This window comes from Bacteroides gallinaceum, from assembly GCF_030373775.1.
Taxonomy (GTDB): Bacteria; Bacteroidota; Bacteroidia; order Bacteroidales; family Bacteroidaceae; genus Phocaeicola; species Phocaeicola excrementipullorum.
The window spans coordinates 147,976-174,383 of record NZ_JAUDEN010000004.1; the positions used below are offsets into that span (position 1 = coordinate 147,976).

Genomic DNA, 26,408 nt, shown 5'->3' on the forward strand with positions numbered 1-26,408 from the left:
GTTCCTTTTGTTTGTTGTGGCTATTTTAATTTTCCGGCAGCGCGCAGAAGTTCGTAATATGTGTAGACTACTTGCGTGCGTGCCGTGGTGAGTTGCAGTTCGGCGTTCAGGCGGAGGTTGTCCGCATCGAGCAGGTCGGTAAGTATGGCAAGCTGGTTCAGGTATCGGTTGCGCATGATGCGGTAGTTCTCTTCCGCCTGCTTCACCGACAGCTTGAGGGCGTCAACCCGTGCCAGCGCTTCGCTGTGTTTCAGGTAGGCGTTGCGCACGGTTACGCGTATCTGCTGCTTCTGCTGTTCTTCGGCATTGCGGTACAGTTCGGCCTGCCGCCGGGCTTCGTTCACCCTGTGCCTGTTCCGGTAGAGGGCCGACAGGGGATATGAAAACGAAAGTCCTACGTTCCATGCGTTGTTGTACATGTCGGCCAGCGTGCGCGATACCGGACGCGCCAGCGTGTTTGCCGCATAGAGTGACAGTTGGGGCATCTGTGCCGCGCGTGCCGCATCGATGTTGTTGCGTGCAAGGTCGGTCTGTTTCTTTCTCAGCAGCATGGCCGGGTCGTTGGCGTAAGCCTGTCCGATATAGTCAGCATAGCTTTCCAGCGTGTAAGCCTTGCCCAGCAGTGCGGTGTCGGGGCAGAGCAGCAAGTCTTCTTCAAGGCCCAAAAGGATGTCGAGCTGCTGGGATGCGAGCCGGATGTTGTTTTCCGTTTCCAGCAGAGAAAGCCGGTCGTTTGTGAGCTGCATTTCGCTCCGCAGCACATCGTTGTTGGTGATCAGTCCCTCTTCCTTCATCTGCCGGATGTCCTTGAGCCTCCGTTCCGACTCGTTGATGTTGCGTGAAAGCACCCTGTGCTGCTTGTACAGGCTGAACAGGTTGAGATACTGCCTCAGCAGCGACAGTTTGATGTCAGCCCGGTCTGTGGCAGTCTGCAGGACGGCTATCTCCCTTTCGATGTCGGCCTGGCGTATGGCATACTTTATTCTTCCCCCATGGTACAGAGGCTGCGTGAGGTTCACCGCATAGTTCTGCGACCAGTCGGGCGAGTCGGGATAGGTGGGATCGGAGAGTCCTCGCTCGAAGATGACGGGCTGTCCCACGAATCCCTCGTTCAGTCCGATTTCTATGTCGGGCAGCCTTCCGGTCCGTGCCGTTTTTCTGCGTTCTTCCGCCATTTTTTCTCTCAGTCTGTCGGCGGCGAGCTGCAAGTTCTGCTCCATTCCTTTTTCAAAGAGCTGGTCTACACTTAGGTAGAGAGAATCCCCCTGCGTATACGCTTTCGCTGGAGAAAGAGCCAGCAAAGCGGCCGCTATCCCCATTACTAGAATTGGTTTGATGTGCATAGAGAAAGTCTTTTGTTACTGTGTGAAAATGACATGCGTCATTCTATGCGAGGCGTCCCTGCTTATAACAAGTGATGTCATTTCATGATTGCGGTTGCAAAGATAGTGATTTTTTCGCACAGTTCCAGCGGGCTTTCTCTAAAAAACGCTGTTTGGGCGTGCCTGTCACTCATTCCCGTTTCTTTTCACATAGATCCGGATTGCCAATGACAAATGAAAGCTGATTTTTATTCCGGCACGGCCTGCTTCAGCGTGAAGCAATCGATGTCCGGCGCCCATCCGTAGCGGTTTCCCATCCGGACGACATTGTATCCCGGGGCGAGCGTGACCGGAAGCGTTGCCGACGCTACGCTGTCTGAACTGCCCGAGCTGAGATTGGAAAGTTCATGGAGCGTGCCGTTCACCCATACTTCCAGCTTGCGGGGAGAGGGCGAGCAGTAGCTGACTGTCATTTCATACTGTCCTCCCTTTTCGCTGTATACCTCCGGCCATTCGGCAAAGTTTTCTTCCCGTCCTCCCAGCCGGAATACTTTCATCCCGCCGGAGCATTGCGGGGAAGCGAGATACAGTACGGGTTTCGGCTGTTTGCCCAAATCGTCGAAGCAGGGCAGAAAGGCCCGTTCGGCCTCGTAACGTTCCGGTTCCAGGCGGCGTTCGGCCTCCATGCGGCAAACCAGCGTTCCGTGGGCAGGCACTGTGCAGGCAAACACATGCTCGAATGTGCCCAAATCTGTCCGCTTCACGACATCGCGCACGCTGGTCCGCCCTCCCAGCTCTAATGCATGCAGCGGAACATTGAACGTCTTTGCGCTGTCGGAGGCATTGTAGAAGGCAACGGCACGCACTTTGCCGCGCTTCTGCCTGATGTCTTTGGTCAGCACATAGGCCTCGCCTTCACGCCATGCCACGTACGCCTGAAGTCCCAGGGAATCTTGGTTGAGGGCTATCAGTTCCGGATTCTTCAGCAATGCCAGCGAAGCTTCGGGGATGGCGGTGAGGTCGCAGCCGACAAGCAGCGGAGAACTCATGATGCACCACATCCCGAAGTGTGTTTCTTCTTCCGCAGGCGACAGTCCGCGGCCTATTTCAAGCATATCCATGTCGTTGTAGTGTCCGTTTCCGGCATAGGCCGAAAGGTAGAGGTTTTTTGCGATGATGTTTCTGACAGAACGCCAGTCAGGAGAAATGTCCGGACTGATGCGCCATGAGCGTGCCAGCCTTCTTGCCCATGTTCCCGGGAAAGCCCACCGGCAGATGTTGATGGACACGTCTTTTCTTCCGGTATTCCGGATGGCATCGCAGATGGTTTCGTAGCGTTTTTCCTCATCCAGTCCCAGTTCCTGGGCGCCGCAATAGTCTATCTTTATGAAGTCGTAGTTCCACTCTTTCAGATAAAGTTCCATGTCCTGCTGCTCGTGTCCGTACAGTCCGGCTCCTATGCCGTTGGCATCATTGTCGTAGATGGATCCGCATGTGTTGTTGCCGGCGTCCGAGTAAATTCCCGCGCGTAGTCCCAGCGAGTGGATGTAGTCCGACACGGTCCGCATTCCGTTGGGAAAGCGTTGCGGGTGGGCATGCATCTTCCCCGTTTCATCGCGATGTCCGAAAAATCCGTCGTCAATGTTGATGTAAGTATAGCCCGCTTCTTTCAGTCCGGTAGACACAAGGGCGTCTGCCTGTTTCTTGATAAGTTCTTCGTTGATGTTCACGCGGTACGTGTTCCACGAGCTCCATCCCATCAGCGGCGGAAGAAAGGGAGTCGTTCCGTCTGCCGTCTGTTTCTTCGGATCCGGTGTGCATGAAGCCGCGGCCAGTGCAAGAGCCAGCAGTCCTGCGGAAAATAGTTTCGTGTTCATGGTGCTTTCAGTATTATTGACAGTATGTTAATGAGCAGGAGCAAATGTACAACAATTTTGCCAAAGCAGAACCTGCCCGGTTGTTTTTTGAAGAACTAAAACGCCAGTTTTCCGGCATGTGCTCTTGAAAACAATTCGCAAAATAAACCTGAGTAAAATTTGAACTCTTTAGAGATTCAAATTTATATCTTTGACAATCCATTTGCCATTTCTTTTTCCGTTTTCCCGTTCAAGCAATCCACGCCCTATCAAAGAGGGAGTCATGCGTTTGACTGTTCGGGGAGATTTTCCAATATGAGCTGCCATCTCAGCCTGTGTAGCGTTGGGATGGTCCTTAAGGCAATTTCATCCAAAGTGCCATTCAAAGTGCCATTTTGGCTCTTTGAATTATCCGTGTTGTCACTTTGGAGAACTGCGATATGCAATGCCCGGTTATGCAATTCGTTTTTATCTCCAAACAGTCAGTTTCTGAAAAACAATTCTAAGAATTCGGTTGTAGCCGATATCCCTTTCGAGTAGTTGTTGTAATTGGTTCTGACCAGCGCATTTCTGAAACAGAGGTTGAAACGGATTTGATATTAATTCATATTTAATCAGTTTCATGTAGCTTTAGACGAAATCCAATCCCAATTCTTTTAAAAAAGCATTGTGTTTGTTCCGGGCATCTTCTATTTTCTTGTCTATATCAACAAGCTGCTTATGCACTTCTTCCAAATCAATCGGAACTTCTTCTTTGGCAGTACTTACATAACGGGAGATATTCAGATTGTAGCCATTATCCTTGATTTCGCACATGGATACACAACGTGAGTATCGTTCGACATCTTTTCTGTACTGGTACGTTTCTACAATTCTTTTTACATCCGTATCACGCAATGCGTTCTGCCTTTTTCCTTTCTCGAAGTATTCACTAGCGTTAATGAACAGTACATCATCGCTCTTCTTGCATTTCTTCAGCACTAATATACAGACGGGGATACCTGTTGAATAAAACAAATTGGACGGCAAGCCGATGACGGCGTCAATGTTGCCATCATTCAAAAGCTTTTTGCGGATCAGTTCTTCCTTGCCGCCTCTGAACAAGACGCCATGAGGCAGGATGATAGCCATTGTCCCGTTCTCATGCAAGAAGTGGAAGCCATGAAGGAGGAAGGCAAAATCTGCCGCTGATTTGGGCGCAAGGCCGTAGTTCTTGAAACGGAAGTCTTTCCCCATTTCTTCTGTCGGCTCCCAGCGGTAACTGAAAGGAGGATTGGCAACGATTGCGTCAAACTGCATCTTTTTGGCAGGATTCATTTCGTTCAAAATATCCCAATCATTCAGCAAAGAATCTCCATGATGTATCTCAAATTCAGTGTCTTTTACTCCGTGCAGCAACATGTTCATCCGTGCCAGGTTGTAGGTTGTAATGTTCTTTTCCTGTCCGTAAATCTTGCCGATTCCATGCCTTCCCATTTCATGGCGCACATTCAACAGCAAGGAGCCTGAGCCGCACGCGAAATCAAGTACGCGGTCAATCTTGGTCTTCTTTCCCGTTGTCGGGTCTTGGCTGTCCAATGATACGATTTTGGACAATATAGAAGATATCATTTGAGGCGTATAAAACTCTCCAGCCTTTTGTCCTGAGTTGGCCGCAAACTCACCAATCAGATACTCATAAGCGTCACCCAATGAATCTGTTGAGGTAGAGAACTCTGAAATGCCCTTGGCTATTTCCGTAACGACCTTACAGAGCATGGTGTTTCTTTCCTCGTATGTCTTGCCCAGTTTGTCGGAATGCAGATTGATTTCCGAAAACAATCCACGGAACGAACTGTCGAACGATTGTTCCTCGATATACTTAAATCCTTTTTCCAACGTGTCGAGCAATTCCTTGTCTTGTGTACGGGCCAATTCTACAATATTTCCCCACAAGTATTTGGGCAGTATCACATAATGGGCCTTACGGCGCATTTGCCGTTCGAACTCAGCTATATCATCAGGGTTCTCTTCATACCAAATTTGTAAAGGAGTATTGACTTTTAATTTATCCATAACGTCTTGAGGAGTTTCTGGATAATCAGAGCCTAACTCTTTCTTTACAGCTTCTTCATATTGCTCCGAAAGATAGCGTAAGAAGATAAACGAGAGCATATAGTCGCGGAAATCATCGGCCATCATGGAGCCGCGCAATGCATCCGCTATCGCCCAAAGTACTTTTCCTAATTTATGCTGTTCTATTGCTGTCATATATACTAATATTTAATTATGCAAAACGAAATGATATTTTCCCATCAGTGCATTATATACATCTATGAGAATCTGTTTGTTGTCTGGAACCATCACACCGACTTGCGGATAGTAAACTTTCTGATGTGTCAATGCGTTGATTATATCGGCCATTTTTCCTGATTCTTCCGTAAATCCAATTTGTTGAAGAACATACTGAAATTGTCCGACTCCCAAGAATGAAGCTATATTCTCCAGCACTTGCCTTAATAAAGCAAGGTGATATACTTCCAACGAATCTTCCTGAATGGCTGTATCCAATATTTGCAGAACTCTTAAGTGATAGAGTAAAACGCTGTTTCTTGGATTGGATAATTCATATTGGTCTCCAATCTTTTCAAGAATTGAAATTTTATATTTATTTTTCTCACCCCGTCGGATCGCTTTAAACTTACCAGCTTTTTCACCTTTGGACAGCCAGTCACTAAGAATGGTAGCCAGCCCTATATGGTGAGTTGTGATGATTATTTTCTTCCTTTCATAATGCTTTTCTATCAAATTCATCAAAGTGAATGCCGTGATGAAGATATTATGGTCGTCCATACTGGAAACAGGATCGTCAATAAAGAAGTAATCGCTTTGCTCTCCCGTCCAGCTATCCACTTCAATCAAGGCCAAGAAAAAACACCATATAAATATACGTTCTTCACCTCTGGAAATTTTAACCGGATGTTGCTCTTCATCTTCTTTCATAAAGAAAGAAATTGAGGCAAATCCCTGCTCCAGATTTTCATGGGATTGAAATCTAAAATCATATTTAGGATTGTAAGGCTTCAATTTATCCATGACATCCAATTCATTCAGCTGGCTATGGTATTGGTTCAAACTGCTGGAAACGATGTTTAACTTTGTATGTTCATTGTCCCAAACAAATAAGTCTTCGCTAAAGGCGTTATAATAAACACCTGTCTGGCGGCCGTCTGTATTCTTTGCAGTTTCTTTATATTCAACGGAAAGACGTGTTTTTCCTGTTGAATTGAATGCATAAATCAGAAAGATATTTTCTGAAGCATCCTTTATTTGTTCGGCAATCTGCGATAAATCCATATTCTTTCAAAATTAGATTTTAGGAAATAATTGTTGCATCAATCCTTTCTTATGTTTTTCTAATGATTTAATTCTTTGCTCTGTTGCTATTATCAAATCATCTATTGATGAAAGAAGATCGGCTATCTTTTGTTGCTCTATTGGTGAAGAAGGTATCATCAAAGGACATTCCAGTACTTCGCTTTTTTTAAGGTTAGTTTGTTTGACTCCATCATCAAATGATAGAAAATAGGGATTTCGATTAATCAAATAGAACAGAAACTTACTATTTATACTCTTAGATCGCAATCTGCATATACGTTGATTTACTGTGTACTTTCCAGATTCATCAACGAAAAAACATTTTGCGATGGCACGACCATTTGGAACATCACTTAGAACCATTAAAATATCCTCTTTATCAGCTAAACAGTATGGAGTATTAGTTCGCTTAATCACTTCTCCATCAGTAGAAATAAACTTAGAATTCACAACGATAAAATCGCCATCCTCATCAATTTCATTCTCATGAGCCTTACCGTTTTCATAATCTGCAACCGTTCCTAAAATAGCATCTTCCCAAACTTGTGTTCTTTGATATTCAGGGAATCTCAAGTCTGGCACATTCTTTCCCTCCGCAGGAAATAATCGTTGCATCAGTCCCTTTTTATGTTCTTTCAATGCTTCAACTTTTTGGGCAGTTGCTTCAATCAATTCATCAAGAGAAGAGAGACAATCGGCGATTTTTTGCTGCTCACTAATAGACGGATATACTATTATCGTATTATTAAGTGCTTTTTTAGATATAGAACTTACTTTTGCTCCTTGAATTAATGGTAATAACTGATTATGATATTGCGTAGAATTAAAAAAATATCCTAGATATTTAGGTGCAAAAGATATTAGAGGTCTTAACCAAAAAGTATGAAGACCTGATAGAATTTTCTTGTCACCTATATTAAATATTTCGGATGTTTTTCCTACAATTTCATCTTCTGCCGTATCAGCTATAACAATATCTCCATCCATAATTATATTGTCAGTTGTGCATTCTATATCTTCATTAATATAGGGAATCTCTTCTTTTTGAGCATCTATAATACTACCATATTTTACAAGAATGTCTCCATAGTGAATATTTTGATATATTCCTTGCCTATTATTTAGTAGATTACGAGAATAGGTATTTGTACTCAGATATATAAATATATCTTGAAGTTTCTTTTCATCCCAGTTTTTAATAGGGAACCCCCCAAATCTTAATTCCGGAATCAATTCTGTTTTCTCTTTATTCTTCATACGCCGACAGTCCTGATATTTCTTCTCCTTCTGCTTTACGTTTTAACAATGGAATCAAATCCGTCATCAAGGCCGATTCAACTTTAGCCCGAGCTTTCCATCCCAGATTGAGCGGGGCAAGCAAATCGTTTAACTTTTCAGCATCGAAAATCTTCCGATCCATGATTCCATTAATAAAATCATTTAATGATTCAGTAGTGATTTCGTATTTACGGGCAATCGAATCTATCTCTTTTGCATATCTCTCAGCTTTAAAGTGATTGTAGCCTTCTTTGATTTCCTGTTCCGTTTTACCGTTCACCTCTTCCAAACTGTTGATATAGGCAATGATATCATCACGCTCATCCATCAGATTGGAATTTGATAGAACAAGATTCACCAGCTGTTCGCGCGTCAGTTTTACCTTAACGCCGGTACCGCCATACTGTTTGGCAATGAGGTCCATGATATAGTCATAGTCAATCATGGCAGAAGCAAACAGCACAAATTCGAAGTCCAAATCCTCAATCTCTGGAGACACCGGCTCTGTTGTTTTTTCCCGCTTTTTCTTCAGGCTGTAAGCCAAGTTCAGATAAGCACCTCGGAAAGCAAGCAGATCATCGTCTGTAAAGCCGTATTCGGATTGGGAGTCGGACACAACAGATGCATCGGCAACGTCTGTGAGGTCAACATATTGACTGAGCTGCGTCTTGTAGCGTTGCACATCCTTGAAGTGATTGATAAAACCTACCTTGGCTTCGTCTCCCTTTAAATTGGCCACTTCCGAAGCGTTGAATTCCAGATTGTACGACTGCATGAAGCTGCGTAATCCTGCCACAGCCTCCTTGTATTTTTGCTGGATGCTTGATGCAGGTTCTACCAGCCAGATCCGTCTGGCCACATCCTTTTCATTTCCGGAAAACATGGATATCGCTTCATCCACAGCATCCTGTTGCCCGCGAAAATCCAGGATGTTTCCGTAGGGCTTCGTATCGTTCAGAATGCGGTTGGTACGCGAAAAAGCTTGTATCAGATTATGATAAACGAGCCGTTTGTCCACATACAGCGTGTTGAGGAACTTCGAGTCGAATCCTGTCAGCAGCATATCAACCACAATGGTAATGTCTATCTTGTTTGCATGCGGATAGTCTTTGTTGCTGTATTTCTGGTCTTTGATGCGTTGCTGCACATCCTGATAATAGGAATCAAACTCTTCGATGACATGATTGGTTCCATATTGCCTGTTATAATCGGCAATGATTTCCTTTAAAGCCTGTTTCTTTCTTTCAGGCTCTTGTTCATTGTCTATCTTTTCCTGTTGCAGTTCTTCCTGAATCTGCTTGATGTCGGGATTTCCTTCGGCAGGCGGAGAAAACACACAAGCCACATTTAACGGTTCGAATGAATCGTCTTTCAGCTTGCGTTGTTCCTGCACCTGCCTGAACAGCCGGTAATATTCGATCGCGTCATTGATGGACGAAGTGGCGAGAATGGCATTGAAGCGCCTTTCATTGGTAGCTGCATCATGCTTGGACAGAATCGTTTCAACTATAGCCTGTTTCTTGACGCTGCCATCCGCCCTGCGCGGATTATTGTCGTCCGGCTTGAAATAATCCACATGGAAGCGAAGCACGTTTTTATCTTCAATGGCATGTGTTATGGTGTAAGCGTGCAACTGCTTTTCAAAAATATCTTTTGTCGTCTTGTAGGACGCCGTTTCTCCATTGACTTTCGTGTAGGTCGCATTCTTTTCAAAAATAGGCGTTCCGGTGAAGCCGAAGAGCTGGGCATTCGGGAAAAATTCCTTTATGGCCTTGTGATTGTCGCCAAACTGCGAACGGTGACACTCGTCGAATATAAAGACAATGCGGCTGTCTTTTAATGGCAGCAATTGTTCTTTATAGTTTTTCCGGTTGTTGGGGTCCAGCGCAATGCCCAGCTTCTGAATCGTGGTGACAATCACCTTATCTGCATAATCGGTCGACAACATCCGGCGCACCAATGTGCCGGTATCGGTGTTCTCCTCCACGCAATTCTCCTGAAAACGGTTGAACTCCTGCCGTGTTTGGCGGTCAAGATCCTTGCGGTCTACCACAAACAGGCATTTCTCGATATCCGAGTTGTCTTTCAGCAGGGTAGATGCCTTGAAAGAAGTCAATGTTTTGCCGCTTCCTGTCGTATGCCAGATGTAACCATTTCCTCGATTTTCTTCAATGCACCTGACAATAGCTTTTACGGCATAAATCTGATACGGGCGCATAATCAGCAACTTCTGTTCGCTGGTTATCAGTACCATGTAGCGGCTGATCATTTCGCCTAAATGACATTTGGGAAGGAATTGTTCTGCAAAAGAATCCAGGCACGCCACTTTTTTATTGTCTTCTCTTGCCCATTGGTAAACAGGCAAGAATTGCTCTTCGGCATTGAACTTGAAATGCTGAATATTGTTGTTGGCAAAATAATACGTGTTCGAATAGTTGCTGACAATAAACAGCTGCATGAAACACAGCAGGGTATTGGTATACCCGTTGCCGGAATCGTTTTTGTAATCCACAATCTGCTGCATGGCGCGGTGTGGACTTACGTCCAAAGTCTTCAGCTCTACTTGAACAACAGGCAATCCATTGATTAGCAAGATTACGTCGTAACGCTGAAAGCTGTTTCTGGTATTTATTCGTAATTGATTGATTACCTCATACTCATTTTTGCACCAGTCTTTGATATTGACCAACGTATATTGCAACGGAGTACCATCTTCACGCATAAACGTATTTACCTCACGCAGGCGCTTGGATGAAGCAAAAACGTCCGGATCAGTTATTTCTTCTAACAGACGGTTAAATTCAGAGTCGGAAAGGTTGACACGATTGAGCCGCTCGAATTTCTTGCGGAAATTCTGTTCCAATGTGATTCTGTCACAAATATCCGGACGATATATATATTTCAACTCTATCAGTTTATTGATAAAGTTTTCCTCTATTTGCTTTTCTCTGATCATACTCTATTTGGATACTTGATTCGTAATTAGTTCTTTTGGATCTACCTGAAGAATCTCCGCTATCTGAAACAGCACTTCCAGACTGGGTTGCCGTCTGTTGCAGACGTATGAGTTGACAATGCAGAAACTTTTGCCGAGCTTTTCCGCCAGCCAAGTCTGCTTGATGCCACGTTCTTCAAGCACTTCTTTTATTCGGTTCATGGGTCTGTCCATACCTTCTATCTTCGTTTTGTTTACAAAGGTATAAAATATCATGCTGTAAAAAAGATAAAAGAGGAAGAAAACGCTCCCTCTTCGCTCGTTTTCATTCAAACACCGCTCAATCCAGACACTGGTCGTTTCCAGCGGTGCCGCATAGCAATCGTTATCGAAGCGATAATTAGTCGTAGGTTTCAATCTTAACAGGCGGCAATCACCTCGCATGTCATTCTCGATGCCAGAATAATGGATACAGTAGAGTAGGGCATATTCCTTAAAGAAACTTGCCGGGTCCGACAGATTCTTCAGACGGTTTTTCCCGAAGGCATCTTCACCGAGATGATGAAACGGTCAGGAAGACCGGATTAATAGCTTTCAGTTGCCGGAAAACATACTTTGACGAATAAAGAAACTTTCATAGTAAAACAAGATATGCTTCTTTGCCAGCGAAAACATTTTTTTCAGGCAACGAAGCATTGCTGCCCCACGAAAGAGGCCGATTTTTTAAGGCGCGGAAGCACCTGGCGGTTGCCGGTCTTTTTCCGCGCCTTTTGTTGTGATGGCTGATGGCAATGTCAGATAAGCGAAGCGATGTAGGCCTTCATTTCCGGCTCAGCTTTCTTGACCTCCTGATACAGCTTATACTGCGCCAGTGTGCGCACGTAGTTGTGTTCCGGATATTTTATCTGGTAATAGGTATCCCCGTTGATGTAGTCTGTCAGGAAGCGCACGGCCTGCATGTATGGGAACAGCTTCACGGCGTATGGCAGCATTTCGATTTCTATCGGGGTGAGGAAACTCTTGGCCGATTCGATGTAGCCCTTTGCGAACGCCTTGAATATTTCCATGTTGAAATGGATTTTGTTCAAGTCCGGTTCGTCTTCGGGAGCCGTGTTGGCAGCCGAACGGAGGAAGTCGCCGAAGTCGGAGAATATGAAGCTCGGCATTGTCGTGTCGAGATCGATGACGCAGAGCACTTTCCCTTCTTTGTTGAACATCATGTTGCTGACCTTTGTGTCGCAGTGGCAGATCCGTTTCGGCAGCTTGCCTTCGCGGTAGAGGCGTTCAGCCTGGCACATCTCATAGCTGTCTTTCTCGATATCCTCGACGAGCTGCTTCATTTTCTCCATGCGTCCCGCCGCATTCTTCTCCACAGCTTCGTGAAGCTGCTTCATGCGGAACTCCATGTTGTGGAAATCGGGAATGGTTTCGCCCAGCTTTTCGGGGATGTCTGCGAGCATGGCCTCAAACTCTCCGAATTTCAGTCCCACCAGGTACGACGATTCCGGCGTTACGGCGTCAAGCGTCAGCGAATCGGGGATGAATTCCGATACGCGCCAGTAATGTTCCCCGTCAAAATGGTAAGTCTTTCCGTCGGCAGCCGGAACGAAGCGAAGCACCTTCCGGTTGATTTCTGTTTCGTGAGCCTCTTCAAGTTTCTTGCGGATATGTCGGGTTACACATTCGATGTTGTGCTGAAGCAGGTCCACGTCTTGAAATACCTGGTTGTTGATGCACTGAAGGATGTAGTCGCATGACTTCGCGTCGGCTGTTTCCACCTTATAAGTCTGGTTGATCAGTCCGGCAGTCAGCGGAGTGATTTCTTTTACGTCCTTAACTTCCGGGAAAAAAGAAATAATTTCATTAAGGTTGCTCATGATAATTAAATGTATAAGGTTTTGTTGTACGTTTCTTTAAAAACTTATTATGCAAACATACACAAAAATATTTATTTTATCGTCATTTTATGTGGAAATATTTCTTTTTTCGGATGATTCGCCACAGAAGGAACGGTGTATCACAGCAGGCGTACGGAAAACCCGGTGTCTTCTGTGGCAAAACGGTTGCTCAAGCCTTGGTGGTGCGGGTTTCGGACGGACTGCCGCTCTTTTTCTTCCACCTGTTGTTTCCCTTGTTGCGGGAGAATGACTTCTTCTTGCGCCGTTCGCCACCCGGACGCGACGACCGCGGTGCATAGACCGGACTTTCTCCCAATTCTTCGGGCACAGGTATCTTGTAGATGGATTTTCCCAGAAAATCCTCTATCTGCTTGAAGCGCGTCTGTTCCGTTTCGCTGACAAAGGTGATGGCGCATCCGTCGTTGTTCGCCCGGGCCGTACGTCCGATGCGGTGCACATAGTCTTCGCTGTCGTGCGGAACGTCGTAGTTGATAACCAGGCGGATGTCGTCGATGTCTATTCCCCGCGCCACGATGTCGGTTGCCACCAGCAGGTTGACACGTCCGTTTCTGAATTCATGCATGATCTCGTCGCGCTGGCTCTGTTCCAGGTCGGAGTGCATTTCGCCCACGTTCAGGTTCAGCCGTTTCAGTCCCTTGGCCACTTCCTTGACCTTCAGTTTCGATGACGCGAACACGATGACGCGTTCGGGTTTCTGTTCCTTGAAGAGCGACTGGATGATGCCCAGCTTTTGTGCTTCATAGCATACGTAGGCTGCCTGGATGATTTTTTCGGCAGGCTTCGATACAGCCAGCTTGACTTCAACCGGATCGTTGAGGATTGTTTTGGCGAGCTGACGGATTTTTTCCGGCATTGTGGCAGAGAACATGACGGTCTGCCTTTTCTGCGGCAACTGCTTTACGATCTGCATGATGTCGTCCGAAAATCCCATGTCGAGCATACGGTCGGCTTCGTCAAGGATAAAGAACGACACCTTTGAAAGGTCTACATAGCCCAGGCTGATGTGGCTGATCAGACGTCCCGGGGTGGCGATGACGATGTCGGCTCCCAGCGTAAGCCCTTTTTTCTCCTGCTCGAAACGGATTCCGTCGTTTCCTCCGTATACGGCGACACTCGAAACAGGCATGAAATAGGAAAAGCCTTCTATCTGCTGGTCGATCTGCATGGCCAGCTCCCGTGTAGGAGCCATCACGATGCAGTTGATTGCATCTTCCGGATAGCCTCCCTTGCTCAGCTGGTTCAGTATCGGAAGCAGATAGGCCGCTGTTTTTCCTGTTCCGGTCTGTGCCACGCCGATCAGGTCATGTCCTTCGAGTATGACCGGAATCGCCTGTTCCTGGATGGGCGTGCATTCCCGGAAATTCATTGCGTCCAGTGCGTCCAGGACGCTTTCTTCTAAGTTTAGTTCTGAAAACTTCATATATCTTACATTATTATTCGTTACAGTTTCCCGCGTTCTTCAAGGTAGGAGTCTTTGAATCCCAGGAAATAGAGCACTCCGTCAAGTCCGATGGTATTGATCGACTGTCTGGCATTCGCCGCCACTTTCGGCTTCGCGTGGAAGGCGATGCCCAGTCCGGCCACCGACAGCATCGGCAGGTCGTTCGCTCCGTCGCCCACCGCGATGGTTTGCGCGATGTCCACCCGTTCCACCTGCGCGATGAGCTGAAGCAGTTCCGCCTTGCGCTTTCCGTCCACAATGTCACCCAGGTATCTTCCCGTGAGTTTTCCGTCTGCGATTTCCAGGTTGTTCGCATATACGTAGTCAATTCCGAACTTTTCTTTCAGGTAGTTGCCGAAATAAGTGAATCCGCCCGAAAGAATGGCTATCTTGTATCCGTAGTGCTTCAATACGTACATCAGTCTTTCCACACCTTCCGTTATGGGCAGGTTTTCGGCGATCTCCTTCATCACGCTTTCGTCAAGCCCCTTCAGCAGCGCCACTCTTTCCGTGAAGCTCTCCCTGAAGTCAATTTCTCCGCGCATGGCACGTTCGGTAATCGCCTTCACCTGTTCGCCCACTCCGGCGCGCATGGCGAGCTCGTCGATCACTTCCGTCTGTATCAGTGTCGAGTCCATGTCGAAGCAGATCAGCCGGCGCATGCGGCGGTACATGGTGTCCTGCTGGAACGAAAAGTCCATTGCGAGCGACGAGCTGAGCTTCATGAGCTGGTGCTGCAGCAGTTCGCGGTCTTTCGGGGTTCCTCTGACAGAGAATTCGATGCACGCTCTTACGCTGGCCTTTTTCTCGTCGAGCGGAATGCGTCCCGTGAGGCGGCGTATGCCGTCGATGTTGAGGTTGTGTTCCGCCAGGATCTTGGTGGCTCCCGAAATCTGTTCGGCAGTCAGCTTTCTGCCCAGCAGCGTGAGGATGTACCTGTTTTTCCCCTGCATGTTTACCCACGTTTCGTATTCGTCGGGTGAAACCGGATAGAAGCGCAGGTCGATGCCCAGGTCGGACGCCTTGAACAGCAGGTCCTTCATTACATTGCCCGAATCTTTCTCGGCGCATTTGAAAAGAATCCCCAATGACAGTGTGCTATGGATGTCTGCCTGTCCGATATCCATAATGTCTACCTGATATTTCGACAGGATTTCCGTGATGGATGCGGTCAGTCCCGGCCGGTCGATTCCGCTGATCCGGATCAATATGAGTTCTTTCTGATGTTCCATGGGTTTTTCGTTGTATCTGCAAATGTACGAAATATCTCGGTATTTCCGTGTGTCGGGCATAAAAAAAGCCGCTCCCGGACCGGGAACGGCTTGCTTTCAGTCTTTTGCACGGCGCGGTTTCAAATCATTTCCACGCTGCGTTTCACAAAGTTGGTCAGCGCTTCGCCTTTCAGCATGTTGTTTTGCAGCAAGGCCAGGTCGATAAGCTGGTGAACCACCTTATTGCCTGCGGCATAGCCGTTCAGCACCTTAGTCTTTTCTTCTTTCTGTTCGTTCAGTTTCTTTTCCACGTCGGCCAGCTCGTCTTTTTCCGCTGCCGGAATGTCTTCGCTCTTCTTTCCTTCCTGCGCTTTGCGGAGTTCGTTCTGGCGGATGGTCAGCGCAGCGATTTCGGCTTCCACCGGAACCAGCTGTTCGGCGCATGCGCTTTCGGCGTTTTCAAGCACCTGCTTTACCAGCCTGTGGTCGCTGTTGAGCACCAGGTTGTACATGCTCGGCATTTCTCCGTAGAATCCCATTCCCGGCTGGAAGTTTGCCATGTCCTTCATACGGCGCATGTATTCCGACTGCGTGATGATGATCGGAGCGGCGTTTTCGCCCATGGCCTTGGCCTCTACGTCGAATTCTGTTTTCTGCAGTTTCGGCATCTGTCCGCGGAACAGGGCAGAGAGCACATCGCGTTTGTCTTGTGGCAGTTCTTCGCCTTTTTGCTCTTCCTTTACGATCAGACGGTCTATCACATCGCTGTCTACGCGCGTGAAGCGGCTTTTCTCGAACTTCTGCTCCAGCATGTTGATCATCGGCACGTCGAGCTGTCCGTCCATCAGCAGCACGTTGTATCCCTTGTTCTTGGCAGCGTCGATGTAAGTATACTGCTCGTCGGTGTTGTTGGCGTAGAGGTATACCAGTGTTCCGTCCTTGTCGGTCTGGCTGTCTTTGATGAGCGTGCGGTATTCTTCAAACGTGTAGCACTTCTTTTCCGTATCTTTCAGCAGGGCGAACTTCTCGGCTTTTTCGTAGAAATCTTCCTGTGTCAGCATGCCGTAGTTGATGAAGAGCTTCAGGTCGTCCCATTTTTCTTCAAACTCCTTCCGGTCGTTCTTGAAGATTGCCTGCAGGCGGTCGGCCACTTTCTTCGTGATGTAGGTTGAAATCTTCTTCACGTTTGCGTCGCTCTGCAGGTAAGAGCGCGACACGTTGAGCGGGATGTCCGGCGAGTCGATCACTCCGTGCAGCAGGGTCAGGAAGTCGGGAACGATTCCTTCCACCGAGTCAGTCACGAACACCTGGTTGCAGTAGAGCTGAATCTTGTTGCGCTGCAGGTCGATGTTGCTCTTGATTTTCGGGAAGTAGAGCACGCCTGTCAGGTTGAACGGATAGTCTACGTTCAGATGAATCCAGAACAGCGGCTCGTCCGACATCGGATAAAGGTCGCAGTAGAACTTCTTGTAGTCTTCATCCTTCAGTTCGCTCGGCTTCTTTGTCCATATCGGGCACGTGTCGTTGATCACATTGTCTTCGCCGGTTTCAACCTGTTTTCCGTCCTTCCATTCCTTTTTCTTGCCGAAAGCTACGGGAACCGGAAGGAAGCGGCAGTATTTGGTCAGCAGGGCGTGGATGCGCGATTCTTCCAGAAACTCCTTGCAGTCGTCATCGATGTAAAGGATGATGTCCGTTCCGCGGTCGGCGCGTTCGGTTTCTTCCATCGTGAACTCAGGGCTTCCGTCGCAGCTCCATTTCATTGCAGGCGCGCCTTCCTTGTAAGAGCGGGTGACGATTTCCACTTTCTTGGCAACCATGAAGGCCGAGTAGAATCCCAGTCCGAAGTGCCCGATGATGGCGTTGGCGTCTTCCTTGTATTTTTCGAGGAAGTCGTTTGCACCCGAAAAAGCGATCTGGTTGATGTATTTTTCGATTTCGTCAGCCGTCAGTCCCAGTCCCCGGTCGGTGATGGTGATGGTGCCCTTGTCCTTGTCCGCGTTCACATGAACGGTCAGGTCGCCCATTTCGCCTTTGAACTCGCCGGTAGAAGCCAGTGTCTTCAGCTTCTGGGTGGCATCTACGGCATTTGAAACCAACTCACGGAGAAAGATCTCGTGATCGCTATACAAAAACTTTTTGATAATGGGGAAGATGTTTTCTGTCGTTACCCCGATATTGCCTTTCTGCATATCTGTATTTGTTTAAATTGATTGCTTAATAAAACACTGTCCTTTTCGCAAAAAAAATGCCAGACACCGGAGTGTCTGACATTTTGTCTGTATACATGGCCTTTTGTCACATTCTTTCGATTTCCATCTTCAGTCCGTCGCCGGCCTCGTTCATGCTTACGCGGATGCGGTCGCCCGCCTTCGGTTCCTCGTTGATGATCAGCTCTGCCAGTCCGTCTTCGAGGTTGTTCTGGATCGACCGTTTCAGCGGACGTGCGCCGAACTGCACGTCGTATCCCTTTTCGGCCACGAAGCGTTTCGCCGCTTCGTCGATTTCCAGCCTGTATCCGAGGTTCTCCACCCGCTGGTACAGTCCTTTCAGCTCGATGTCGATGATGCGTATCAGCGCGTTGATGTCGAGCTGGTCGAACGTGATGATTTCATCCAGACGGTTGATGAACTCGGGCGCGAACGATTTGTTGAGTGCCTTCGTGATGACTCCCTGCGAGTACTCCTTGTCGTCCGCACGGTTCTGCGCGGCGAATCCGATGCCTCTGCCGAACTCCTTGAGCTGGCGTGTGCCCACGTTTGAAGTCATGATGATCACGGTGTTCTTGAAGTCCACCGTTCTGCCGAAGCTGTCGGTCAGCCTTCCTTCGTCCATCACTTGCAGCAGGAGGTTGAACACGTCCGGGTGCGCTTTCTCGATTTCGTCGAGCAGGACGATGGAGTAGGGCTTGCGCCGCACTTTCTCGGTCAGCTGTCCGCCTTCTTCATATCCTACATAGCCCGGAGGCGCTCCCACGAGGCGCGATACGGTGAATTTCTCCATATATTCGCTCATGTCGATGCGTATCAGTGCGTCGGCAGAGCCGAACATCAGCTTGGCGAGCTGTTTCGCCAGGTGGGTTTTTCCCACTCCCGTAGGTCCGAGGAAGAGGAACGTGCCTATCGGCTTGTTCGGATCCTTCAGTCCCACGCGGCTCCGCTGGATCGCCTTGACGAGCGTATCCACAGCCTTGTCCTGTGCGATGACCTTCGACAGCAGCTCGTTTTTCATCCCTTTCAGCTTGATGCCTTCGGCCTCTGCCATCCGCTGCACGGGTACGCCCGACATCATCGATACCACGTCGGCCACCTTTTCCGCGTCTACGGTTTCGCGGTTTTCCTTCAGTTTCTCTTCCCATTCCCGCTTCATCGCTTCCAGCTGCTCCATGTAATGCTTTTCCCGGTCGCGGAAGCTTGCGGCGAGTTCGAAGTTCTGGCATCTCACAGCTTCGTTCTTGTTGTTCCGTGCCTCGTCGATCAGCTTCTCCTGCTCTTCGATCTCTTTCGGAGCCGTGATGTTGGTCAGGTGTACCCGCGATCCGGCCTCGTCGAGCGCGTCGATTGCCTTGTCGGGGAAGTTGCGGTCGGTGATGTAGCGGTCTGTCAGTTTGACACACGCTTCCAGCGCATCGTCCGTGTAGTTCACGTTGTGGTGCTCTTCGTATCTTTCCTTGATGTTCTTCAGGATCTGCAGCGTTTCGTCGGTTGTGGTAGGCTCCACCATCACCTTCTGGAAGCGTCGCTCAAGCGCCCCGTCCTTTTCGATGTTCTGCCGGTATTCGTCGAGCGTGGTGGCTCCGATGCATTGGATTTCGCCGCGTGCCAGCGCCGGTTTCAGCATGTTGGCCGCATCCATCGACCCTGCCGCCGATCCTGCTCCGACGATGTTGTGTATCTCGTCGATGAACAGGATGATGTCCGGGTTTTTCTTCAGCTCGCCCAGTATCGACCGGATACGCTCCTCGAACTGTCCGCGGTATTTGGTTCCTGCCACGACTGACATCATGTCAAGCGCGACGACACGTTTCCCGAACAGGATGCGCGACACCTTCTTTTCTACGATGCGCCGTGCCAGCCCTTCTACGATGGCCGACTTTCCCACGCCCGGCTCGCCGATGAGGATCGGGTTGTTTTTCTTCCGGCGGCTCAGAATCTGCGCGATGCGTTCGATTTCCTTTTCACGTCCCACCACCGGGTCGAGCCTTCCTTCTTCGGCAGCCTTCGTCATGTCGGTTCCGAAGGTGTCGAGCATCGGCGTGTCGTTGTTCGCTTTCTGCGAGCGCGTCTGTGTGGCAGCTCCGTATCCCTGTTCGCCCGACGGGCGGTTTTCCCATCCGTTGTTTTCGCGCGGGCCCATTTCCTCTTCGTCTTCGTCCTCCTCGCCGAAATCAAGTCCGGCCTGCGGTTCCGACTTGGGTGCCAGCCTGTCAGCGATCATTCCGTAAGTCACGTCGTATTCTTCCAGGATTTCGGAAGCTCTGTTCCTGTCTTCTCTCATAATTGCTAGCAATATGTGTTGCACGTCGGCGGCCGGGCTTTGCATGAGCTTGGCCTCCAGTATGCTGTCCTTCAATATTCTTGTTGCTTTGTCGTTGAAAGTGATATTCTCGTCGTATCCCTCTTCGGGAGCCGACTCCTGCCTTAAGACTGATTCCAAATCATATTTGATTTTCTTCACGTCCACATAAAGACTCTCCAGAACCTCTATAGCCTTGTTCTCCCCTTCACGTATCATCCCCAGCAGCAGGTGTTCCGGCCCTACGTAGCCGTTGCGCAGGCGGTTGGCCTCTTCCTTGCCGTAAAGGATGATGTCTGATACTCTTTGTGTAAATTGGCTGTCCATCTGATGTTTTTCTCCTTAAAAATAATTAGAACCAGATTGCAAATGTACATCATTTTATTTTACTGTGTGTACATTTCTCATGCAATCAGGCTGACTTTTCTCAAAAAAAAAGCGGCTTCCGGCTCTGCCTTCGTGAAGATGTTCCGTCATCCGCCTGAAAAGACCGCGGTCTTTGAGGTAAGATAACCCGTCATCTTCATGAAGATAACGGGTAATTTTAAACGGGATTACACGTTATCTTGGCAGGTCGTCGGACGCATGTGCCGTTAATTGTTCCCTGCAAAATGTATGCCACATTGCTCAGGCAAAAGGGCGGGGCGTTTGCCGTGTCCGGCGCGGGGAAGGCGGAAAAAAGGAGGGTAACCGCAAAGGTAACACTTAATAATCTGTATTGCAGTAAGTTGTAAGGGTGAGGGAACCGCAAGCGAGTACGCGAAAAGCAGACCACACCTTATTATATATAATATATAAAATAAAAAAAGAGATCCCCTTACCCCTTAAATTTTCTGACAAAAGGGTCGGTGCGGCCCGCATGTTTGCCGCATAGCCGCATGATAATGTGGCAGATTCGGCATCTGAAGCCCTGCGGCAAGCATTTTTTGCGCGAAAAGTTTTTGTATATCGTGTAAAAGTCGTATTTTAGCGTGATTTTTAGTGAACTTCAAAAAAAGAGTAATTAATAATTGTTTTAAATGCAAGAACAACAGGAACAAGACAGGATTATACAGATCAACATCGAAGAGGAAATGAAGTCGTCGTACATCGACTACTCGATGTCAGTGATCGTTGCACGCGCCCTCCCGGATGTAAGGGACGGTTTCAAGCCTGTTCACCGCCGTATCCTTTACGGTATGATGGAGCTTGGAAACACGTCCGACAAACCACATAAGAAATCGGCGAGAATCGTCGGTGAGGTGCTTGGTAAATACCACCCTCACGGTGACTCTTCCGTCTACGGAGCGCTGGTCCGCATGGCTCAGGACTGGGCGATGCGCTATCCGCTCGTCGACGGACAGGGAAACTTCGGATCGGTTGACGGCGACAGCCCGGCCGCCATGCGTTATACGGAGGCGCGCCTGAAGAAGATCGGAGAGGAGATGATGCAGGATCTCTACAAGGAAACTGTGGACTTTACCAACAACTTCGACGATACGCTGCAGGAGCCTACCGTGATGCCTACCCGCATCCCGAACCTGCTGGTTAACGGAGCCTCGGGTATTGCCGTGGGTATGGCCACCAACATGCCTACCCACAATCTGGGCGAGGTGATCGACGCGTGTGTGGCTTATCTGGACAACAGCGACATCGATGTGGACGGCCTGATGAAGTATGTGAAAGCGCCCGACTTCCCGACCGGAGGATATATCTACGGCATCAGCGGCGTGCGCGACGCCTACGAAACGGGACGCGGACGGGTTGTGATGCGCGCGAAGACTGAAATCGAACCGCATCCCACGCACGACAAGATCGTTGTGAAGGAGATCCCTTATAACGTGAACAAGAAAGAGCTGATCGAGAGCATAGCCGCGCTGGTAACCGACAAGAAGATCGACGGCATATCTTATGTCAACGACGAATCTGACCGCGACGGCATGCGCATCGTAATCGACGTGAAGCGCGACGCCAACGCAAACGTAGTGCTCAACAAGCTGTTCAAGATGACGGCCCTGCAAAGTTCGTTCAGCGTGAACAACATCGCGCTGGTGCACGGACGGCCGAAGCTGCTGAATCTGAAGGATCTGATCCGGCTGTTCCTCGAACACCGCCACGAGGTGGTTATCCGCCGCTCGCGTTTCGACCTGCGCAAGGCGAAAGAGCGTGCGCACATCCTGGAAGGCCTGATCATCGCGTCAGACAATATCGACGAGGTGGTGCATATCATCCGCGCCGCCAAGACGCCCAACGAGGCCATCACGAACCTGATGAACCGCTTCCAGCTTTCTGAAATACAGGCGCGCGCCATCGTGGAAATGCGTCTGCGCCAACTGACGGGACTGATGCAGGAGCAGCTTCACGCTGAGTACGACGAAGTCATGAAGCAGATCGCATACCTGGAAGAAGTGCTGAGCAACGACGAGCTTTGCCGCAAGGTGGTGAAAGACGAACTCCTTGAGGTGAAGGAGAAGTACGGCGATCCGCGCCGCTCTGAAATCATCTATTCTTCCGAAGAGTTCAATCCGGAAGACTTCTATGCCGACGACGACATGATCATCACCATATCGCACATGGGATACATCAAGCGTACGCCGCTGTCGGAGTTCCATGCGCAAAACCGCGGAGGGGTAGGCGCGAAAGGAAGCGACACCCGCGACTCTGACTTTATCGAGCACATCTATCCGGCTACCATGCACAACACGCTGCTCTTCTTCACGCAAAAGGGCAAGTGCTACTGGCTGAAGGTTTACGAAATACCCGAAGGAAACCGGACTTCGAAGGGGCGTGCCATCCAGAATCTGCTCAACATCGAGGCAGACGATGCGGTGACTGCCTATCTGCGTGTGAAGAACCTGAACGACAAGGAGTTCATCAACAGCCATTACGTGCTGTTCTGCACACAGAAGGGAGTGATAAAGAAAACGCTGCTTGAGCAGTATTCCCGCCCGCGCCAGAACGGCGTGAACGCGATTACGATCCGCGAAGACGACCGGGTGATCGAAGTGCGCATGACTAACGGAAACAATGAAATCATCATAGCCAACCGCAACGGACGGGCTATCCGCTTCCATGAGAGTGCAGTGCGCGAAATGGGACGTACGGCAACGGGCGTAAGGGGAATCACACTTGACGAAGACGGTCAGGATGAGGTGATCGGAATGATCTGCATCAAGGATCCCCAGACTGAAACCGTGATGGTTGTTTCTGAAAACGGCTACGGCAAGCGTTCGGACCTTGAAGACTACCGCAAGACAAACCGGGGCGGAAAAGGCGTGAAGACGCTGAGCATTACGGACAAAACCGGCTGTCTGGTTGCCATCAAGTCGGTGACGGACGAAAACGACCTGATGATCATCAACAAGTCGGGAATCACGATCCGTCTGAAAGTGGCCGACGTGCGTATCATGGGACGCGCAACTCAAGGCGTGCGCCTGATAGACCTCGGCAAGCGCAACGACCGCATCGGATCGGTATGTAAGGTGGCTTCGGAACAGGAAGAAGCGGACGTGGAGGACGTGGAAGCTGTTTCAGACGATTCGGGCGAACCGAAAGAATGAGAGAGAAATGATGACAGAAAATAAATTGTATTACTAATTCAAACCATTATGAGAAAAGTTCTATTTACAGCAGCGGCATTCCTTTTCACGGTGTGCGCTGCGTCAGCACAGGAAAGTGTGGTGAAAGAAGCGAAGAAAGCAAAGGGAGATCCTGCCAAGGCCGCTCAGATCATCGAACCGGCTCTGACTGACCCTTCTACTGCCAACGATCCTGAAACATGGAAACTTGCAGGCGACTTCCAGAAGTCGATCTATGACGACGAGAACATGAAGCTGTATCTGCCGGGCGGAAAGGCAGACACTTCGAAGCTCTACAACAGCCTTGCCAAAATGTTTGAATATTACACCAAGTGTGATGAGGTAGAACAGGCAAAGGTGAAGAGCGGCGAGCTGAAAAAGCCGAAACTGAGAAAGAAACTGGCTGAAACGTTGGCCAAGGTGCGTCCGCAGCTGACCAATGCAGGTTCTGACGCTTACAATGCCGGAAACTATGCCGGCGCGCTGAAGTACTTCGGCCTGTATGTAGATGCTCCGCAGAACGCAATGTTCGACGAAATCTCTTCCGTGAAGAATGACACGCTGGTTCCTCTGATCGCAAACTATGCCGCATTGGCTGCCAACTCGCTGAAAGACAATTCGGCCGTAGTGAAATATGCTACTGTCGGCAAGAACCACAAGGAAGAGGGCTTCCGCTCGCTGATGTGTCTGGCTGAAGTGTACGGAAAGGGCGAAACACCCGACTCAACCCAGTGGCTGGCCACGATCAAGGAAGGCGTTGAGAAGTTCCCGAACCAGGAATATTTTGTGGGCAACCTGATGGACTACTACATCCAGAAAGGGAAAGTTGCCGACGCTCTGGCTTCAATGGACGAAATTATCGCGAAGAATCCGAATTCGGCATACTATAAATACGTGAAGGGCGTGCTGCAGTATGAAAACAAGGACTACGATGGAGCGATCGCTACCTTTAATGACGTGATTGCCGCCGGAGGCGATTTCCAGGCTGAATCGAGCTCTAAGATCGGCGACTGCTATTTTTTCCCGGCCCAGAGTATCGTAGAAGAGAACTCTAAGATCTCTATGGACGATCCGAAATATGCTGCCAATGAAAAGCAGATAGAGGAACTCTACAAGAAGGCTGCTCCTTTCTACGAAAAAGCCAAATCGCTGAAACCGGACGACCGCCAGTTGTGGGGACAGTTCCTGCTGAACATTTACTGGAAGATCGACAAGGAAAAATATAACGCCCTGGAAAAAGAAATGGGCTATTGATAGATTCGAAATAGCAAAGACTTTTTTAATAAAGACGAAGAGGGTGTATCAAATAAACTGAAATGCACCCCAAAAGTTAGACAAGTTAAACATTATCCCGTAATAGAAAGAGTTCGGTATTGTACCGGACTCTTTCCATTTAACCGGGCTTTGATTCTTTTATAGTTTCCTGACTGACATTTCCGACTGATGACACAAAATATCCATCTGTCCAAAATGTATTTTCCCTGTAAAATATATGTCTAAGACAGTTTTCATGCCTTTTCCACGTGGCAGTTGTTGACATTTGTTTTAGCTTCCTTACGATTTGTAACGGAGAGAGTTTTGGTTCGCTGCATATCATCATGTGTATATGGTCTTTGTTTGTTTCCATGACTTCAATATTAGAGTGATTCTTTGAGATGTATTCTTTCTGTATCATTGTTTCGCATTAAATCGTTACATTTGCCATGTGTTACGTGCCTACAAGTATAGAATCTATCCGACGGAAGAACAGAAGGTCTTGTTCGCAAAGACTTTCGGCTGCTGCCGCTTTGTCTATAATTGGGCTTTGAATTTGAAAATCACGGCATACAAGGAACGTAAGGAAACGCTCGGCAACGTATATCTGACCAATCTGATGAAGAGTGAATTGAAGGCTGAGCATGAATGGCTGTCGGAGGTTAATTCCCAGTCGTTGCAGAGTGCTTTGCGCAATCTCGATACAGCCTGCACCAATTTTTTCCGTAACACCAAGACTGTAGGTTTTCCACGCTTCAAATCGCGTAAGGACAGGCAGAGTTTCCTTTGCCCCCAACATTGCCGTGTGGATTCTGAAAAAGGAACAATCACAATCCCAAAGGCGAAAGATATTCCTGCCGTGCTGCACCGCAAATTTAAGGGAACGGTAAAGACTGTTACCGTTAGTATGACACCCTCGGGAAAATACTTTGCATCTGTATTGGTTGATACGGCTATTCAAGAACTTCTAACAACACCCGTAGAGAACGATACGGCTTTGGGTATTGATTTGGGTATCAAATCGCTTGCCATATGTTCTGACGGACGCACATTTGGCAATCCGAAGAACTTGCAGAGAAGCCTTGACCGTTTGAAGTTGTTTCAAAAGCGTTTGAGCCGCAAACAGAAAGGTTCGGCAAACCGTAACAAGGCCCGCATCAAGGTAGCCCGGTTGCAGGAACACATAGCCGACAGCCGTAAGGACAACCTTCATAAAATCACCCGTTCACTCACGCACGACAGCCAAGTGCGCACCATCTGCATGGAGGATTTGAACGTGAAGGGGATGCAGCGTAACCACCACTTAGCGCAAGCGGTAGGTGATGCGTCTTTCGGTATGTTCCTGACGCTGCTTGAATACAAATGCAAGTGGTATGGCGTGAACCTCATAAAGATAGACCGATTTGCCCCAAGTTCAAAGACCTGTGGCAAATGCGGCTGCCTGTACAAAGGATTAAAACTTAGCGAGCGGAGCTGGACTTGTCCGGAGTGCGGTACACATCACGACCGGGACTTAAATGCCGCTTGCAATATAAAGGAATTTGGCTTGAAAGCCCTACCCTCGGAACGAGGGAAAGTCAAGCCTGTGGACTGTCCTCTTGTGGATGACCGACCTCGTGTCCTAAAAAGCAATGGCAGGAAGAAGCAGGAAAAGAGAGGAGGTACTGGTATCTCCGAAGCCGCTAAATCTTTAGTTTAGCGGTAGTTCACCCAAAGCCTTTAGGCTTCAGGAGATTCAAAATTCTCGATATACAGCAGTTCAG

17 protein-coding genes are annotated in these 26,408 nt (G+C 48.6%); 3 read left to right on the top strand and 14 right to left on the bottom strand.

Annotated elements, in window-relative coordinates; translation table 11 throughout:
- Positions 1-20 precede the first annotated feature (20 nt).
- The 13 genes from QUW60_RS03895 to QUW60_RS03955 all read right to left on the bottom strand — a co-directional run bounded on the left by QUW60_RS03895 (position 21) and on the right by QUW60_RS03955 (position 20,161).
- Entirely contained in the window at positions 21-1,343 is a 1,323-nt protein-coding gene (locus QUW60_RS03895; protein WP_434736840.1) for a TolC family protein, read from the bottom strand.
- 227 nt (positions 1,344-1,570) lie between these two features.
- Entirely contained in the window at positions 1,571-3,199 is a 1,629-nt protein-coding gene (locus QUW60_RS03900) for an alpha-galactosidase D (RefSeq protein WP_289558562.1), read from the bottom strand.
- 168 nt (positions 3,200-3,367) lie between these two features.
- Entirely contained in the window at positions 3,368-3,505 is a 138-nt protein-coding gene (locus tag QUW60_RS03905) for a hypothetical protein (RefSeq protein ID WP_258337489.1), read from the bottom strand.
- A gap of 303 nt (positions 3,506-3,808) precedes the next feature.
- Positions 3,809-5,428 carry a type I restriction-modification system subunit M gene (locus tag QUW60_RS03910; RefSeq protein ID WP_289558564.1) on the bottom strand — a complete coding sequence of 540 codons (1,620 nt, stop codon included), beginning with the start codon at positions 5,426-5,428 and terminating at the stop codon, positions 3,809-3,811.
- 12 nt (positions 5,429-5,440) lie between these two features.
- Positions 5,441-6,514, bottom strand: a complete 1,074-nt coding sequence (locus QUW60_RS03915; protein WP_289558566.1) for an AAA family ATPase — start codon at positions 6,512-6,514, stop codon at positions 5,441-5,443.
- A 12-nt stretch (positions 6,515-6,526) separates the two neighbouring features.
- A complete protein-coding gene (locus QUW60_RS03920) occupies positions 6,527-7,792 on the bottom strand; it encodes a restriction endonuclease subunit S (protein ID WP_289558567.1) in 1,266 nt (421 codons plus the stop codon).
- Entirely contained in the window at positions 7,782-10,769 is a 2,988-nt protein-coding gene (locus QUW60_RS03925) for a type I restriction endonuclease subunit R (protein WP_289558569.1), read from the bottom strand. The genes QUW60_RS03920 and QUW60_RS03925 overlap by 11 nt, the downstream gene beginning before the upstream one ends.
- Before the next feature lie 3 nt (positions 10,770-10,772).
- Complete coding sequence (locus QUW60_RS03930; RefSeq protein ID WP_289558571.1) at positions 10,773-10,982, bottom strand: helix-turn-helix domain-containing protein; 210 nt, start codon at positions 10,980-10,982, stop codon at positions 10,773-10,775.
- Between the two features lie 560 nt (positions 10,983-11,542).
- On the bottom strand, positions 11,543-12,625 hold the full coding sequence (locus QUW60_RS03935) for a phosphotransferase enzyme family protein (RefSeq protein WP_289558574.1): 1,083 nt from the start codon (positions 12,623-12,625) through the stop codon (positions 11,543-11,545).
- 190 nt (positions 12,626-12,815) lie between these two features.
- Complete coding sequence (locus tag QUW60_RS03940) at positions 12,816-14,087, bottom strand: DEAD/DEAH box helicase (protein WP_289558576.1); 1,272 nt, start codon at positions 14,085-14,087, stop codon at positions 12,816-12,818.
- A 20-nt stretch (positions 14,088-14,107) separates the two neighbouring features.
- A complete protein-coding gene (serB, locus tag QUW60_RS03945; protein ID WP_258337481.1) occupies positions 14,108-15,340 on the bottom strand; it encodes a phosphoserine phosphatase SerB in 1,233 nt (410 codons plus the stop codon).
- Positions 15,341-15,459: 119 nt separating this feature from the next.
- A complete protein-coding gene (gene htpG, locus QUW60_RS03950; RefSeq protein WP_289558578.1) occupies positions 15,460-17,511 on the bottom strand; it encodes a molecular chaperone HtpG in 2,052 nt (683 codons plus the stop codon).
- Between the two features lie 106 nt (positions 17,512-17,617).
- Entirely contained in the window at positions 17,618-20,161 is a 2,544-nt protein-coding gene (locus QUW60_RS03955; RefSeq protein WP_289558579.1) for an ATP-dependent Clp protease ATP-binding subunit, read from the bottom strand.
- A gap of 692 nt (positions 20,162-20,853) precedes the next feature.
- Between QUW60_RS03955 and gyrA the strand changes: the two genes are divergently transcribed.
- The gene (gene gyrA, locus QUW60_RS03960) at positions 20,854-23,373 is read left to right on the top strand and encodes a DNA gyrase subunit A (protein ID WP_258337478.1); all 2,520 of its coding nucleotides are present in this window, start codon (positions 20,854-20,856) and stop codon (positions 23,371-23,373) included.
- A 48-nt stretch (positions 23,374-23,421) separates the two neighbouring features.
- Complete coding sequence (locus QUW60_RS03965; RefSeq protein WP_258337477.1) at positions 23,422-24,645, top strand: tetratricopeptide repeat protein; 1,224 nt, start codon at positions 23,422-23,424, stop codon at positions 24,643-24,645.
- Between the two features lie 139 nt (positions 24,646-24,784).
- Here QUW60_RS03965 and tnpA read toward each other — a convergent pair whose 3' ends face one another.
- Entirely contained in the window at positions 24,785-25,066 is a 282-nt protein-coding gene (tnpA, locus tag QUW60_RS03970; RefSeq protein WP_258337476.1) for an IS200/IS605 family transposase, read from the bottom strand.
- Between the two features lie 30 nt (positions 25,067-25,096).
- On the opposite strand from tnpA, the gene QUW60_RS03975 reads away from it, so the two are divergent.
- Positions 25,097-26,344: an RNA-guided endonuclease TnpB family protein gene (locus tag QUW60_RS03975; RefSeq protein ID WP_289558582.1), complete on the top strand. Its 1,248-nt coding sequence runs from the start codon at positions 25,097-25,099 to the stop codon at positions 26,342-26,344.
- Positions 26,345-26,408 lie beyond the last annotated feature (64 nt).

Excerpts from the sequence above, each read along its gene's own strand:
- QUW60_RS03895 (WP_434736840.1), bottom strand. The coding sequence starts at position 1,343 with ATGCACATCAAACCAATTCTAGTAATGGGGATAGCGGCCGCTTTGCTG.
- serB (WP_258337481.1), bottom strand. The coding sequence starts at position 15,340 with ATGGAACATCAGAAAGAACTCATATTGATCCGGATCAGCGGAATCGAC.
- QUW60_RS03925 (WP_289558569.1), bottom strand. The coding sequence starts at position 10,769 with ATGATCAGAGAAAAGCAAATAGAGGAAAACTTTATCAATAAACTGATA.
- htpG (WP_289558578.1), bottom strand. The coding sequence starts at position 17,511 with ATGCAGAAAGGCAATATCGGGGTAACGACAGAAAACATCTTCCCCATT.
- QUW60_RS03920 (WP_289558567.1), bottom strand. The coding sequence starts at position 7,792 with ATGAAGAATAAAGAGAAAACAGAATTGATTCCGGAATTAAGATTTGGG.
- QUW60_RS03910 (WP_289558564.1), bottom strand. The coding sequence starts at position 5,428 with ATGACAGCAATAGAACAGCATAAATTAGGAAAAGTACTTTGGGCGATA.
- QUW60_RS03930 (WP_289558571.1), bottom strand. The coding sequence starts at position 10,982 with ATGGACAGACCCATGAACCGAATAAAAGAAGTGCTTGAAGAACGTGGC.
- tnpA (WP_258337476.1), bottom strand. The coding sequence starts at position 25,066 with ATGATACAGAAAGAATACATCTCAAAGAATCACTCTAATATTGAAGTC.
- QUW60_RS03905 (WP_258337489.1), bottom strand. The coding sequence starts at position 3,505 with ATGGCAGCTCATATTGGAAAATCTCCCCGAACAGTCAAACGCATGACT.
- QUW60_RS03900 (WP_289558562.1), bottom strand. The coding sequence starts at position 3,199 with ATGAACACGAAACTATTTTCCGCAGGACTGCTGGCTCTTGCACTGGCC.
- QUW60_RS03915 (WP_289558566.1), bottom strand. The coding sequence starts at position 6,514 with ATGGATTTATCGCAGATTGCCGAACAAATAAAGGATGCTTCAGAAAAT.
- QUW60_RS03935 (WP_289558574.1), bottom strand. The coding sequence starts at position 12,625 with ATGAGCAACCTTAATGAAATTATTTCTTTTTTCCCGGAAGTTAAGGAC.
- QUW60_RS03940 (WP_289558576.1), bottom strand. The coding sequence starts at position 14,087 with ATGAAGTTTTCAGAACTAAACTTAGAAGAAAGCGTCCTGGACGCACTG.
- gyrA (WP_258337478.1), top strand. The coding sequence starts at position 20,854 with ATGCAAGAACAACAGGAACAAGACAGGATTATACAGATCAACATCGAA.
- QUW60_RS03955 (WP_289558579.1), bottom strand. The coding sequence starts at position 20,161 with ATGGACAGCCAATTTACACAAAGAGTATCAGACATCATCCTTTACGGC.
- QUW60_RS03965 (WP_258337477.1), top strand. The coding sequence starts at position 23,422 with ATGAGAAAAGTTCTATTTACAGCAGCGGCATTCCTTTTCACGGTGTGC.